Source organism: Paraburkholderia bengalensis (assembly GCF_037126505.1).
Taxonomy (GTDB): Bacteria; Pseudomonadota; Gammaproteobacteria; order Burkholderiales; family Burkholderiaceae; genus Paraburkholderia; species Paraburkholderia bengalensis.
Map to the genome: position 1 here is coordinate 45,599 of NZ_JACFYJ010000051.1, position 14,020 is coordinate 59,618.

A 14,020-nucleotide genomic window follows, 5' to 3' on the forward strand; every position below is an offset into this window, starting at 1 on the left:
GCAGTCTGGAAATGTGTGGTGACGAGTCTTTGTTTTTATTAAAAATGAAGGCGTAAAAAGGTCCCCTCACACGCTTTAAGGCGAATGAAAGATTGGCAAAAAATGCCGACGAAAATAAGCCTCGACCTGATTTGCCGATACTTACGTTTTTAAAACGAGAAAGAGAAAAGCCACGACGTGACAACGGCGCGCGCGACAGTTGCCGCCCGCGAACAGACTCGCGTTGCCGACAGTTCGCGCGTTGACAATGCGCCCTCGCGGATTGACTGTCGGCTTACGATGGACGGTAGATTAGTTGGGCAAACGTCAGCGTGTCAACGTTCATTACAAAATATTTTCCGGCCTTAATTGCCATGCAAACCGGTTAAATGTCATCCAGAATGAATTCGCGATTTCCGTTATTTATTACGCATGAAAGCAATACGCGATCGCTATTAATCAGAAATGAATTGCGAGCGCTTTTTCATGTGCTTATGCATCGACGATTTGGACGTGTGTCCAACGCAGCCCTGGAACGATACGTGCGCCAATTAGTGAGGAATGCCATGCGAGTGATTTCCGCATCGACGCAGCCGGCCGGCTTTTCGCAAATGTACGCATGCTATATTCATCCGACGAAAGCGCGGCACACGCGGTGTATCGTCCTCATGTCGTGATCCCGTATCGGACCCCGTGACGAAGCCTTTTTCGACTCGCCAGTCCCCCCTCGTCGCGCGCGGCTTCACGCCCGCGGCGGCGCTCGTCATCGCGATGATCTGCGGCGTCTGCATTGTCGTGGCGGCTGTCATCTGGGCGAGACACGCGGCGGACGCGGCCGTCCGCGAGCGCGAGGGACCGATCGCGAGCGACATGGTCGAATCCATCGACCGCATGCTCGATAACGTCGTATCGCGTCAGCAAAGCGCGTTGTCCGCGCTGCCTGGGCAGCGTTGCGCGCCCATCCAGCAGCGGCTGACGGAACTGCAGACGTACGTGCAATACGTGCGCAGCATCAACCTCGTCGCCAAAGGGCGTTTGTATTGCTCTTCGTCGATGGGACGCATCGACATTCCGTTGTCCGTCTATCTGCCCCGCGAACCGTCGGGCATCACCATCGATCTGATCGCCGGCACGCCTTTCCAGCCGCAGGCGCCCGTCATGTCGCTCTATGTTCCGACGGGGAAGGTCGAGGGTTTGCTGTACGTCGTCGAGGTGACCTATCTGGCCGATGCGCTCGCGCACGGCGTTCGCTACGAAGCCGAACAGGTCGTGCTCGTCGTGCCCGGCGCGCCGGCATTGAACGATCGCCGCGCGCTAATTGCCGCCGACGCGGCCGCCGCATTGCGCGGCACGCGCGCGTCGTCGCCGCGCTGGGCATTCTCGGTCGTCGTGGTAGCCGCGCCGGCGTTCGTCGCGCAAACCCATTGGAAATATGGCGCGCTTGCAGGCGCGGCCGCCGTGCTTCTGAATCTGCTGATCGGCGCCGGCTATCTGATCGCTTTCGCGCCGCGCCGTCTGTTGCTGTCGTCGGTGCGGCGGGCGCTGAGGCACGGGCAATTGCATGTCGCGTATCAGCCTGTCGTCGAAATCGCGACGCGCCGCATCGTGGGCGTCGAGGCACTGATACGCTGGACGCACCCGCGCTGGGGCAGCGTGAGCCCCGCAATTTTCATGGCGGAAGTGGAGCGCAGCAGGCTGCTTCCCGCCGTCACGCGTTTCATGCTGCAACGCGCGACTGCCGAGATCGTGCAGAAGACGGACATCCGCCCGTTGCGCATCGCCATCAACGTCGCGCCGATGGATCTCGAACGCAAGGACTTCGCCGCCGACGTCCTGGCCGCGCAACGCACGCTGCCCGACGACATCATGCTGATACTCGAAGTCACCGAGCGCTTTCTGCTCGACAAGCACGCGCGCAATGAACGCATCTTCAACCTGCTGAAGGCGCACGGCGTGCGCTTCGCGATCGACGACTTCGGCACGCAGCACAGCAACCTCGACTTGCTGGGCCGCTTTCCATTCGACTACGTGAAGATCGACGGGCAGTTCGTGCGGCAGGTGGACCGTGAAGGCGGCGAACTGATTCGCGCGATCGCGGCTGTGTCGAAGCACTACGGCATGGAAGTGATCGCGGAGGGCGTCGAAACGCAGACGCAGCACGAAGCGCTGCGCAGTCTCGGCATTCCGTTCGGCCAGGGCTACTTTTATCAGCGGCCCCTGCCCGTGTCGCAACTGTTCGCCGATACCGCGCCGAGCCCGATCAACCCGGCGCGCACGCGCGTCACACCCTGAGCGTAGGCGCGCCGCGCGCGGCGCGGGCTCTCACAGACCCAGATCGCTCAAGCCGGGGTGATCGTCCGGACGACGTCCGAGCGGCCAGTGAAACTTGCGCTCGGACTCCTTGATCGGCATGTCGTTGATGCACGCGAAGCGGCGCTGCATCAGACCATCCGCGCTGAACTCCCAGTTCTCGTTGCCATACGAGCGAAACCAGTTGCCCGCATCGTCGCGCCATTCGTATGCGTAGCGCACCGCGATACGGTTGCCGTCGAACGCCCACAGTTCCTTGATCAAACGATAGTCGAGTTCCTTGCGCCATTTGCGCTCGAGAAACGCACGCGCTTCGTCGCGATTGTTCGCGAACTCCGTGCGATTGCGCCATTTCGTATCGAGCGAATAGGCGAGCGCGACCTTGGCGGCATCGCGCGAATTCCAGCCGTCTTCCGCGAGACGAACCTTTTCTTTGGCCGATTCCAGCGTGAACGGCGGAAGCGGTGGACGAATTTCCTGCTGTTGCGACGACATGACGGCTCTCCTTTTTCGGATCAGCGATTGCCCTTCGTATGTCGCGGATCGCCCGATCCGCGACGCGATGACCTCAGAACGGCTTGGTCGGCAAATACTTGCCGTTGAGCGTGATGACGGCACGCTCGCCGCCTTCGGGGTCCGGCACCTTCTGGATATCGAGCTTGAAGTTGATCGCGCTGATGATGCCGTCGCCGAATTTCTCGTGAACCAGCGCCTTCAACGTCGAGCCGTACACCTGCACCATTTCGTAGAAGCGGTAGATGGTCGGATCGGTCGGCACGCCGCCCGGAATGCTGCCGCGCACGGGAATGGTTTGCAGCAGGCGCACGGCGTCGGCCTCGAGCCCGAGGCGTTCGGCGACCAGCTTCGCCGCGTCCTCCGGCAGCGCATGCTGACCGAGCAGCGCGGCTGTCGTGTATGCGACGCTCAAGCCCGTGCCTTCGTTGATGGCTTCGAACGTGAGGTTCTTGCGCACCTTCGCGTCGATGATGGTTTCCGTCAATGCTTCGCGTGCGTTCGGCGTGACTTGCGATTGGGCCATGATGTTGCTCCTTGAATAAACAACGTAGTGAGATCGGCAGTCGGAATGACGAGCCGGGAATCAATGCGCAGCCACGCACTCGGCGGGCGTCGCGGTGACATCGGGATGCGCAGCGAGCGGCACGAACTGCCGAGTCGCGGCGTCGAGCGCGTCGATCGAGCCGGATTCGATGTCGTAGACCCAGCCGTGCAGATTCAGGCGGCCCTGCGCGAGCGCCAGTGCAACGGAAGGATGAGTCTTGAGGTTGTTGAGTTGCGCGATGACGTTCTCGCGCACCATCGAGTCGACGCGCTCGCGCTCGCTCGCATGTTCACGCGACTCATTGACGAGCTTCGCCGAGTCGGCGTAGCGCAGCCAGTTCGCGACGGCGGGCATATGGTCGAGGCACTTGCACGTCGCAACGGCCGTCATCGCGCCGCAGTCCGAGTGGCCGCAGATCACCACGTCCGTCACGCCGAGCGCGGCCACCGCATATTCGACCGTTGCCGACACGCCGCCAGGCTCGGGACCGAACGAAGGCACGATGTTGCCGGCATTGCGGATCACGAACAGATCGCCCGGTTCGCGCTGCGTGACCAGTTCGGGAACCATCCGGCTATCGGAACAGGAAATGAACAGTGTGCGCGGCGTCTGGCTGGTGGCCAGCTTGCGGAACAACTCCTTGCGCGCGGGCACGATGTCCCGTTGAAACTTCAGAAAACCGTCGATGATCTCTTGCATGGCCTGCTCCATTCAATCTGGCGTTCGTTGCAGTGTCGCTCAGTGCGACCCGTTGCACAGAGAATGGACGCATTCCGTCATAGTGTCCAAGACGGGTTTATGATGCTCGCCATAGGCAATGCCAATAGTTGTCGAAGAAGAGGAATTCGCCATGCTGCTGCGTCATATCCGTTACTTCCTGGCCGTCGCCGAACACCGCAATTTCACGCGCGCCGCCGAGGCGTTGCACGTTTCGCAGCCCACGCTGTCGCAGCAGATTCGGCAACTGGAGGACACGCTGCGCACGCAGCTGCTGGACCGTTCGGGGCGGCACGTGCAACTCACGGATGCGGGCGCCGCGTGGATGCGCTATGCCAAGCTCGCGCTACAGGATCTGGATGCTGGCGTGCGCGCGATACATGACGTCGGCGAACTGAGCCGCGGCAATCTGCGTCTTGCCGTGACGCCCACCTTCACGGCGTATCTCGTTGGGCCTGTGATCGATCGTTTTTATGGCCTGCATCCCGGCATCGCGATCGATATTCAGGAAATCACGCAGGACCAGATCGAAGCGCAACTCGCCGATGACAGGCTCGACGCCGGGATTGCGTTCGAGCCCGTCCATACTGCGGAAATCGAAAGCGAGCCGTTGTTTCGCGAGACATTGAGTCTCGTCGTCGGCGGCGGCCATGCGCGCGCGACGCGCCGCAAGCCGCTGTCCGCACAGGAGTTCGCCGGCGAACGGCTGGTGCTGCTGAACAAGGCGTTCGCGACGCGCCGTTACATCGACGAATACTGCGCGCAGAACCGGATTCGCCCGCAGGTTGCCATCGAGGTGAGTTCGATCAGTGCGATCGTCGAGATCGTACGGCGCGGGCAGCTCGCAACCGTGCTGCCCGACGGCATCGCACGAGAGCATGCCGAGTTGCATCCCGTGCTGCTCGACCCGCCGCTGCCGGCGCGCACGGCCGTGCTGCTGCAACGCAAGGACGCGTATCGGACGGCGGCGAGCAAGGCGTTCGTTCAGGTGTTGACGGAATTGACGGAGAACTTCAGTCGCTGATCGCGCGTGCGTTACGTGTCGATCTCTTCGCTTTGCGCGTCGCGCGCCGCGATTTTCAGCTGACGCAGCTTGTGATACAGCGTCTTCTTCGGCATGCCGAGCGCGTCGCTTGCATCGGCGACGTTGCCGTTGTGACGCCGCAGCATGTCTTCGATCAGCATGCGCTCGAAGTACGCCATCTGGTCGGCGAGCGTCGCGCCTCTGGCGGCGGCGTTGGCGCCCTCGGCCAGCAGGCTGTCGCCCGTCAGGCCCAGCACGAAGCGATCGGCCACATTCTGCAGTTCGCGCACGTTGCCGGGCCACGCATGCGTCATCAACTCCGACACCTGCGATGCCGACACCACCGGCGCGGGTTGTGCAAAGCGGCGTGCAGCCGCCAGCACGAAATGCTCGAACAGCAGCGGCACGTCCTCGCGGCGCTCGCGCAGCGGCGGCAACTCGATCTGCGCAACGTTCAGCCGATACAGCAGATCGGCGCGAAAACCGCCTTCGGCGGACAGCGCCGCGAGATCGGCCTTCGATGCCGCGATCACCCGGCAATCGACGGGAATCGACTCGTTCGCGCCGAGCCGTTCCAGCGTGCGTTCCTGCAGCACGCGCAGCATCTTGATCTGCAGCGGCACCGGCATGGTTTCGATTTCGTCGAGGAACAGCGTGCCGCCGTTGGCCCATTCGATCTTGCCGACCCGCTTCTTGATCGCGCCGGTGAAGGCGCCCGCTTCGTGGCCGAACAGCTCGCTTTCGAAGATCTGCTCCGGCAAGCCGCCGCAATTGAGCGCGACGAAGTGCTTGTCGCGCCGTCCGCCAAAGTCGTGCAGGCTGCGCGCAATCAGCTCCTTGCCCGTGCCCGTCTCGCCCGTGATCATCACCGACACCGACGTGTCGGCAAGACGCAAGATCTTTTTGCGCACCTCGGCCATCGCGGGCGACTTGCCGAGCACCAGCGCCTCGATGCCCTGCCAGTTGTGCAACGCGGCCCGCAAGCCTTGCACTTCGAGCGTCAGGCGCCGCTTTTCGACGGCGCGCGCGACGCGGCCCGCAATATGGTCCGACGAAAACGGCTTCTCGATGAAATCGTAGGCGCCCACCCGCATCGCGCCCACGGCGGTCGAAATGTCCGCGTGGCCGCTGATCAGCACGACGGGAATCTGGGCGTCGATGGCCATCACCTTGTCGAGCAACTGCAAGCCGGAGATGCCCGGCATCCGCACGTCCGACACGATCACGAGCGGCGCGCCGGGCGCGACTTCCGCCAGCGCCTCGCCCGCCGACGCGTAAGCGCTGACCGGAAAGCCCGCCAGCGCAACGGCCTGCTCGACGCCGAAGCGCACGTTCTCGTCGTCCTCGACGACGAGCACCCGAATGTCATCTGCCATGTACCAGCCTCTGCGACGTCGCCGCCGCGAATTCGATAGTGAATTGTGCGCCGCCGTCCGCGCGATTCGCAGCGGAAATCTTCGCGCCGAAACCCTCGACGATACGCGACGTGATCGCAAGCCCAAGGCCCAGCCCCTGCCCGCGCGGCTTGGTCGTCACGAACGGCTCGAACAGATGCGCGAGGACGTCGGGCGCGATGCCCGGCCCGCTGTCGGCGATCGTGAACAGCACGCGCTCGCGCGCGTCGGGATCGGCGGCGGCGATCGTGATGATGCGCCTCTCCTCGTTGTGCACGGCATCGAGCGCATTGCCGAGCAGATTGACGATCACCTGCTGCAACTGGCTCGATTCCGCCCACACCGTCGACCCCGCCGGAATGCGTGCGTCGAGCTGAACCCGCTCGTCGCGGATGCGTGCTTCGTAGATCAACCGCGCATGCGCAACAGCTTCGCAGAGCGACACCGCCATTCGCTCGACATCCGGCTTGCGCGCAAACGCCTTCAGTTCGCCCGTCAGCCCCGCCATGCCGTCGACCAGACGCGCGACGCGCTCCAGATTCGCGACGGCCTGCGCGGGCTGGTCGCGCTCGAAGAACGTGCGCGCGTTGTCGCACAGCGTGCGTATCGCGACGAGCGGCTGGTTCAGCTCGTGCGTGAGCCCCGCCGCCATCTGTCCGAGCACGGCGAGCTTGCCCGCGTGCACGACTTCCTGCTGCGTGTCGCGCAGACGCTGCTCGGTGCGCTTGCGCTCGACGATTTCCTGCTGCATCCGTTCGTTCGCCGCCGTCAGCGCGGCCGTGCGCTGCGCGACGGTGATTTCCAGCTGATCGTTCGCGCGCCGCAGCGCGTCTTGCGCCTTCAGCTTTTCCGCGATGGTGCGGCGCCGCTGCGCCGCGTACAACGCATACAGTCCGGCGATCAGAAACGCGCCCGTCACGAATGCAAAGGCCAGTTCCTGTTGATGGCGCGCGCCCGCCGTGTCGAGCAGCACCATGACGGAATCGCCCGCTTGCGGCGCGGGCCGCGACATCACGAGAAAGCGCGCCGTGTGCCCGGGACGGCGCCAGTCGGGAAAGCGCCCCAGCCACGCCGTGCCGTGACCATCGTCCTTGTTCTCGCCGACGCGCCGATACGGCAGCACGTCGACCGTGCGCCCCGCATATTGACGCGACGACTGGATATCGCGCTGGCGTTGCGCCGTGATCGGCTGCAACGCGGTGAACTTCCAGTCAGGCACGGTCGATATGACGATCACGCCATTGCCGTCGATCACTAGCGCGGCTTCGCCCGGCGCGCGCCACGCCGCTTCGAGTGCATCGACGCTCAGCTTCACGGCCGCCGCGCCGATCGGCTTGCCCGCGTCGCGCACGGCGCTCGCGAAATACAGGCCCGGCATGCCCGTATTCGTGCCGATGCCGAAAAAGCGCCCCGAGCCGTGCGCGAGCGCATCCTTGAAATACGGCCGATACGACACGTTCGTGCCGACGAAGCTGAACGACTGGTTCCAGTTGCTTGCGGCAATCACGTTGCCCTGCAGGTCGATGACGTCGACGGCGAGACTGCCCGCCTCGTTGCTGACGGCTTCGAGATAGGTGTCCACTTCGCGCACGAGATCGGGCGATGCGCGCGAGCCCGCGGCCAGCAGCGCACGCACGCTATCTTGCCGCGCGACGATCGCGGGCATCATTTCGAAGCGGCCAAGTTCGCTTTTCAGGCTTGCCGCCAGCAGGTCCAGACGGTGCGCGCCGACTTCGGCGAGCGCGTCGATCGCGCGGCTCCCCGCGAACCCGACGGCCGCCACGGCCACGCCGACATACAGCGCGGCCGCGGCCGCCCATGCCCATAACGGTATGCCTCTTATTTTCATGCGCACGTTCGACCTCATCGATGCCCCATGCGGGATACGGGACGGCGCATGGTTCGCGCGCCGCGCACAGGACGAAAGCGGGCGGCGCGAACCCGTCGCGCCGCCCGCCCTATTTGCCGCATCCGGTGCTGCGTCGGATGCTGAGTGTTATGCCCCGCGAGACACGCGCATCAGCCGAAATGCGCCAGCAGGATCAGCGTCAGCGTCACCACGATCGCGCCGCCGATGCGCGTGGCGATCTGCGCGAACGGCATCAGCGTCATGCGGTTCGCCGCCGTCAGGATCGCGACGTCGCCCGTGCCGCCCTGGCCGCTGTGGCAGGCGTTCACGATCGCGGTGTCGATAGGGTACATCTTCAGCAGACGCCCAACCACAAAGCCCGTGCCCATCAGCGTCGCGACCGTCGCGATGATGGTCACGATGTTGGCGAACGTGAACGCCGCCATCAGCTTGTCCCACGGCGTCATCGCAACGCCGATCGCGAACAGCAGCGGATACGTCACCGCCGTCGAGAAAAACTTGTAGACGACGAACGCGCCTTCCTGCAGCGGCGGCGACACAGCGCGCGCGAGCTTCACGAGCACGGCGAGAAACAGCATCGCGACGGGCGCGGGCAGGCCGAACAGGTTGCGGCACATCAGGCCGAGCAGATACAGCGTGATCGCGGTGATGCCGGCGGCTGCGATGTGCGTGACGTCGATATGGCCGCTGATTTCTTCCTTGACGGGGTCCATTTCGTCCTGCTCGCCGACCTGCAGGCGGCCTTGGCCCGTCAGATGCGGCAAGCGCTTGCCGAGCATGTCGAGCGCGCCGGACAGCACGATTGCCGTCAGGCTGCCGAGCATCACGGGCGGCAGCACCTGCGCGAACAGTTCGCCTTGCGGCAGATGCAGGATTTCAGAATAGCCGATCGACAGCGGAATCGCGCCCTCGCCCACGCCGCCCGCCATGATGGGCACGACGATATACAGCAGCGTGTGGCGAATGCCGAGACCGAACGCCGCGCCGACGGCCGTGCCGACGATGGCAGCCGCGATCGAGCCCACGGCGAGCGGCACGAAGATCTTCAGGAAGCCCTGGATCAGCACGCGCCGGTCCATGCTCAGAATGCTGCCGACGATGATCGACGCGATGAACAGGTACAGAAAATTGGTCTGCTTGGTGAATTCCGTGGTCAGGTTGAGAACGGGTTTCGGCAGCAGGTGGTAGTAGGTGAGCGCGGACGGCACGAAGGTCGCGCAGATCGCGGCGGCGCCGATGTTGCGCAGAATGGGCAGGCGCTTGCCCAGCTCCGCGCAGGTGAAGCCGAAGAACGCGAGCACGGCGATCGCCATCGAGATTTCGCCCGGCACCTTGCCCGTCACGGCAAAGCCCGTGATCAGCGCGAGCAGGATGAAGTAGACGGGCAGCGGAATGATGCCGATCCGATATTCCATCAGCTTCCACCAGCCTTCCGGCCAGAAGCGCGTCTTGCCGACGGAGGATTGCGCGGAAACGGGCTGCGAAGGGCCGTGAGCGTGCGTAGAGGTGGGCAAAGCATGTCTCCTTGATTTGAGTTCGCGGACGGCGTCGGATGTCGATGCGCGGCGCGATGCGTTCTTGAAGTCGCGTGATGGCCCGATGGCCAGTGGACGCCTATACCGCAAGGCCCATGCCAATTTTTCATCCGGCGGAGACTTTTCAAGTCGTTGATTTTTCGTGATTTTTTTTCGACGAGAGGAAGTCAGGCGCACGCCGCGTTCCGGGATTTCAGATTCGGCCCTTCGGGCAGGCTGAGATTTCAGCCATTGGCTAGAATCTCCGGATGGCGGCGGTAAACGGAAAGCGACAAGGAAGAACCATGCACGACACATGGCAGTTCCAGATCCGGATCACGGTTTCAGACGAGAGGGCGGGCGCGCTACGCGCGGACCCGCAGTCGGACGCGTACGCGCCGCTGCACGACGTGTTGCGGCGGCACAGCGCGTCGCTGAAATGCCAGTTCGACGCGTTTGCTGACTACGTCGCGCAAGCCGAGCAGATGGGAGCTGACGCGTATCCGCTCTACGAGTGGACCCGCCAGACGATCGGCAACCCCGAGAAGAAGGCGCGTTATCTGCGCTCGTTCACGGCCTATGTGAACGGGGAGCAGGTGTATCAGCAGGAGATCGCCGATTCGCTCGAGGCGGCACTGTCGACGCTATCGGCGCTGGACCGCGAATCGGGCATCGAGCGGGTAGTGAAGTACGACACCAATCCCGCCAACAATCCCCAGCCGCCGCGCAGCGGCGGCGGTACGCACTAGCCGGTCCGCCGGTCCGCTTGCCTATCGCCTGCTGTTACCTGCCTGTCGCGTATAGAGCCGGACAGAGCCGGATAGAGCCGGATAGACGAAGCAGACCGGCCGCGCGGACACCTCACACCAGCGCGATTTCGACGTCGATGTTGCCGCGCGTCCCCTTCGAATACGGGCACGTCTGATGTGCCGTGTCAACGATCGTCCGCGCGACCTCGCGATCCACGCCCGGCAGGCTCACGTTCAGGCGCGCTTGCAGGAAGTAGCCGCCCTCGCCCGTGCCCAGGTCGACTTCGGCGTTCACGGCCGTGTCGGCGGGAAGCGCAACCTTCAGATCGCGCGCCGCGAGACCCATCGCGCCGATGAAGCACGCCGACCAGCCCGCCGCGAACAGTTGCTCCGGATTCGTCCCCTTGCCGCTCGAACCCGGCGACGAAAGCGCGATATCCAGCCGGCCGTCCGAACTGCGCGACGCACCTTCGCGGCCGCCCGTCGTCTGCGTCTTGCCCGTGTACAGAACGTTGTCGATCTTTGCCATCGCTTGTCCTCCTTTGAATGTGAGAGCGTGAATTGAATTAGTGATGCTTGAACGTCGCGCCCAGGAACTCGGTGTTGACGGTGCGGCGACCCGACTGAATTGTCGAATCGGCGACGCCGCCCACAGCGGGCATGGCCTGCCCGACGGCGTTCTGGCCGGCATCGGCGACGATCGCCGACGGACCTTGCTGCGATGCCGGCGCGCCCTGGAGCGGGTTGTAATGCGGCGCCGGGCCGTAGCCGCTGGCGAAAGCCGACGACGATGCTGCGACACCCACTGCAAACCAGACTGCGACCTTGACGAACTTGTTCATGATGAGCTCCGCTATTTGAAGGCCCTCCGCTGAGGGCGCCCTGTTTCCTGAAATTTGCCTGGGATCACGCCTCTCCGACGCCACCCCTTCTATTAACCGCACACGATTAGATCGCGTACGATACATTCTAGACTAAAAACCGCCCTTGTCAAGCATGCGATTAAATCGCGTCCGATGTATTTGTGAGTAAAAAAGGCCGGAGCCTGGCCTGACGACGCGCGGCGCATGAGGGCGCCGCGCGTCGTGAACGACTGCCGCGCGCTCAGACCTGCTCGCTCACGGCCTTGATGAGGTTGTTGCGCAGCGTGACGATCGACTTCTGCATCTTCGAGAACTCGTCGGGCGCGAGGCCGCACGCCTGGACCAGATCCATGCCGAACGCCTTTTCGCGCAGGCGCCGGCCGCTCTTGGTCAGGCTGACGCGCACCTGGCGTTCGTCGTCCGGATCGCGCTGGCGCTCCAGATAACCCATGCCTTCCAGCTTCTTCAGGATCGGCGTCAGCGTGTTCGATTCGAGAAACAGTTTTTCACCGAGACTGCTGACGGTCTGGTTGTCTTCTTCCCACAGCGCGATCACGGTGATGTATTGCGTGTAGGTCAGCCCCAGCTCTTCGAGAATGGGCTTGTAGGCCTTCCCGAACGCCAGGTTCGCCGAGTAGACGGCAAAGCACAGGAAGTCGGCGAGCTTCGGATTCGTGTCTTCTGCCTTGGCGGTGGTCTTCATTTGCGTCCTCGTCGGAACGAGACGGATGTCTCTTGAAGACCCCATTATATATCGGATGCGATTTAATCGGAAATGCTTGACATGACTGCGAGGTTACGGCGCGTTACGGCGAGATCGAGGGCGAGAGGCGCCGGCTCAGCGCGTCAGTACACGTCCCGCACGTAGCGCCGGTCCTTCGCCATCGCGCCGACGTACTCGCTCGCCCTGTCCGCGCTCAGGCCGCCATGTTGCATCACGACATCTTTCAGCGCGGCGTCGACGTCCTTCGCCATCCGGCTCGCGTCGCCGCACACGTAGAAGTGCGCGCCTTCTTCGAGCCACGCCCACAGCTGCGCGCCCTGCTCGCGCATGCGGTCCTGCACGTAGACCTTGTCCGCCTGATCGCGCGAGAACGCCAGATCGAGCCGCGTCAGCAGGCCGTCCTGCTGCATGCCTTCGAGTTCGTCGCGGTAGTAGAAATCGGTGGCCGCGTGCTGTTCACCGAAGAAGAGCCAGTTGCGCCCCTTCGCGCCGCGCGCGCGGCGCTCATGCAGAAAGCCGCGAAACGGCGCGACGCCCGTGCCGGGACCGACCATGATGATCGGCGTATCGCCGTTGCGCGGCGGGCGAAAATGCGCGGACTTCTGCACGAACACGGGGACGTTGGCGTCATGCGCGCGATCCGCGAGAAACGTCGACGACACGCCTTTGCGGTTGCGCCGCCCATTGTTGTAGCGCACGGCGGCCACCGTCAGATGAACTTCGCCCGGATGCGCGTTCGGGCTCGACGCGATCGAATAAAGCCGCGGCTGCAAGCGCTTGAGCACGCCGAGCAGCTCGGCGGCGGAGAGATCGACGGGGAATTCGTGCAGGACGTCGGCGAGTTGCTGGCCCCACAGCCATTGCTTGAGGTCGGCCTTGCGCTCGTCGGCCAGCAGCCGGGCGAGCGCGTCGTTGCGGCTGCGCGACGCGATCAGCTGCAGCGCTTCGATACTCGGCCGTGCGATTTCGTAGTGCCGCGACAACGCCTCGGCCATCCGCATCTCGCCCGCGCCCGCGACGTGCACGGCCGCATCGGCCTTCACCCCAGACAGATCGATCAATTCGTCGACGAGTTCGGGGCAGTTTCGCGGCCACACGCCCAATGCATCGCCCGCCTCGTATTCGAGGTTCGCGTCGCCCGTCGCCAGCGCGAAATAGCGCGTGTCTTTCGAGCCGTTGCGGTTCAGCCGCAGATTCTCGACGAGCCGCGATTGCGCGGGGCTCGCTTTCGACGGCGTCGCGCCGGGCAACACGGCGGGAATGACGCCATCGGCGGGCACGTCGTACAGCGATGCATCGTCGGCCTTGATCTTCGCGATGACGGCATCGAGCCATTTGTCGGCGGCAACCTGATAGTCCGTGTCGCAATCGACGCGCGGATGCAGCCGCTTCGCGCCCAGCTCGGCAAAACGCGCATCGAGCTTGCGGCCGTGACCGCAAAACTGGTCGTAGCTCGCGTCGCCGAACGCGAGCACCGCATAGTGGTGATCGGCGAGGCGCGGCGCATCGTCGGTCTGCAGTGCGTTCCAGAAGCTGTTGCCGTTGTCGGGCGCGTCGCCGTCGCCGAATGTGCTCGTCATCAGCAGCACATACTTTGCCTGCGCGAGCGCGGCGACGGGATAGTCGGACATGCACGACATGCGGATGTCGAAACCCGACTCCATCAACTGCGTCGCGTAGCGCTCGGTCAGCGATTCGACGTTGCCCGTCTGCGACGCCCACAGCAACGCGACCTTGGGCCGCGCATGCGCGATGCGCACGGCGGGCGCGCTGCCCGTCACCGGCTGGGCGGCCGCCGGCGTCAGCGCCAGTGGCC

At 64.0% G+C, this 14,020-nt stretch carries 13 protein-coding genes; 3 read left to right on the forward strand and 10 right to left on the reverse strand.

Translation table 11 applies throughout. The annotated features are described in order from the left end of the window. Positions 1-672: 672 nt before the first annotated feature. Positions 673-2,271 (forward strand): EAL domain-containing protein, encoded by a 1,599-nt coding sequence (locus H3V53_RS26045; RefSeq protein ID WP_336600406.1) that lies wholly within the window; start codon positions 673-675, stop codon positions 2,269-2,271. 30 nt (positions 2,272-2,301) lie between these two features. Here H3V53_RS26045 and H3V53_RS26050 read toward each other — a convergent pair whose 3' ends face one another. The 3 genes from H3V53_RS26050 to H3V53_RS26060 form a co-directional block, all read right to left on the reverse strand. Then, a complete protein-coding gene (locus tag H3V53_RS26050) occupies positions 2,302-2,784 on the reverse strand; it encodes a nuclear transport factor 2 family protein (RefSeq protein WP_336600407.1) in 483 nt (160 codons plus the stop codon). Positions 2,785-2,857: 73 nt separating this feature from the next. Continuing rightward, positions 2,858-3,328 (reverse strand): cyanase, encoded by a 471-nt coding sequence (gene cynS, locus H3V53_RS26055; protein ID WP_336600408.1) that lies wholly within the window; start codon positions 3,326-3,328, stop codon positions 2,858-2,860. A 60-nt stretch (positions 3,329-3,388) separates the two neighbouring features. Next, the gene (locus H3V53_RS26060) at positions 3,389-4,048 is read right to left on the reverse strand and encodes a carbonic anhydrase (RefSeq protein ID WP_336600409.1); all 660 of its coding nucleotides are present in this window, start codon (positions 4,046-4,048) and stop codon (positions 3,389-3,391) included. Positions 4,049-4,199: 151 nt separating this feature from the next. Between H3V53_RS26060 and cynR the strand changes: the two genes are divergently transcribed. Further along, entirely contained in the window at positions 4,200-5,090 is an 891-nt protein-coding gene (gene cynR / locus H3V53_RS26065) for a transcriptional regulator CynR (protein ID WP_336600410.1), read from the forward strand. Positions 5,091-5,101: 11 nt separating this feature from the next. Here cynR and H3V53_RS26070 read toward each other — a convergent pair whose 3' ends face one another. The 3 genes from H3V53_RS26070 to H3V53_RS26080 form a co-directional block, all read right to left on the reverse strand. Beyond that, positions 5,102-6,466, reverse strand: coding sequence for a sigma-54-dependent transcriptional regulator (locus H3V53_RS26070; RefSeq protein WP_336600411.1), 1,365 nt, complete (start codon positions 6,464-6,466; stop codon positions 5,102-5,104). Next, positions 6,456-8,351 carry a sensor histidine kinase gene (locus tag H3V53_RS26075; protein WP_336600412.1) on the reverse strand — a complete coding sequence of 632 codons (1,896 nt, stop codon included), beginning with the start codon at positions 8,349-8,351 and terminating at the stop codon, positions 6,456-6,458. Before H3V53_RS26075 ends, H3V53_RS26070 begins: the two co-directional genes overlap by 11 nt. Before the next feature lie 152 nt (positions 8,352-8,503). Next, a complete protein-coding gene (locus H3V53_RS26080) occupies positions 8,504-9,868 on the reverse strand; it encodes a 2-hydroxycarboxylate transporter family protein (RefSeq protein WP_336600413.1) in 1,365 nt (454 codons plus the stop codon). A gap of 305 nt (positions 9,869-10,173) precedes the next feature. Between H3V53_RS26080 and H3V53_RS26085 the strand changes: the two genes are divergently transcribed. Continuing rightward, on the forward strand, positions 10,174-10,617 hold the full coding sequence (locus H3V53_RS26085) for a hypothetical protein (protein WP_336600414.1): 444 nt from the start codon (positions 10,174-10,176) through the stop codon (positions 10,615-10,617). A 112-nt stretch (positions 10,618-10,729) separates the two neighbouring features. Here the strand turns inward: H3V53_RS26085 and H3V53_RS26090 are convergent, their stop codons facing one another. The 4 genes from H3V53_RS26090 to H3V53_RS26105 all read right to left on the reverse strand — a co-directional run. Continuing rightward, on the reverse strand, positions 10,730-11,146 hold the full coding sequence (locus H3V53_RS26090) for an organic hydroperoxide resistance protein (RefSeq protein ID WP_336600415.1): 417 nt from the start codon (positions 11,144-11,146) through the stop codon (positions 10,730-10,732). 37 nt (positions 11,147-11,183) lie between these two features. Continuing rightward, a complete protein-coding gene (locus H3V53_RS26095; RefSeq protein WP_336600416.1) occupies positions 11,184-11,459 on the reverse strand; it encodes a hypothetical protein in 276 nt (91 codons plus the stop codon). Positions 11,460-11,721: 262 nt separating this feature from the next. Next, entirely contained in the window at positions 11,722-12,183 is a 462-nt protein-coding gene (locus H3V53_RS26100) for a MarR family winged helix-turn-helix transcriptional regulator (RefSeq protein ID WP_336600417.1), read from the reverse strand. Positions 12,184-12,326: 143 nt separating this feature from the next. Next, on the reverse strand, positions 12,327-14,020 hold a 1,694-nt coding region (locus H3V53_RS26105), incomplete at its 5' end, for a sulfite reductase subunit alpha (protein ID WP_336600418.1).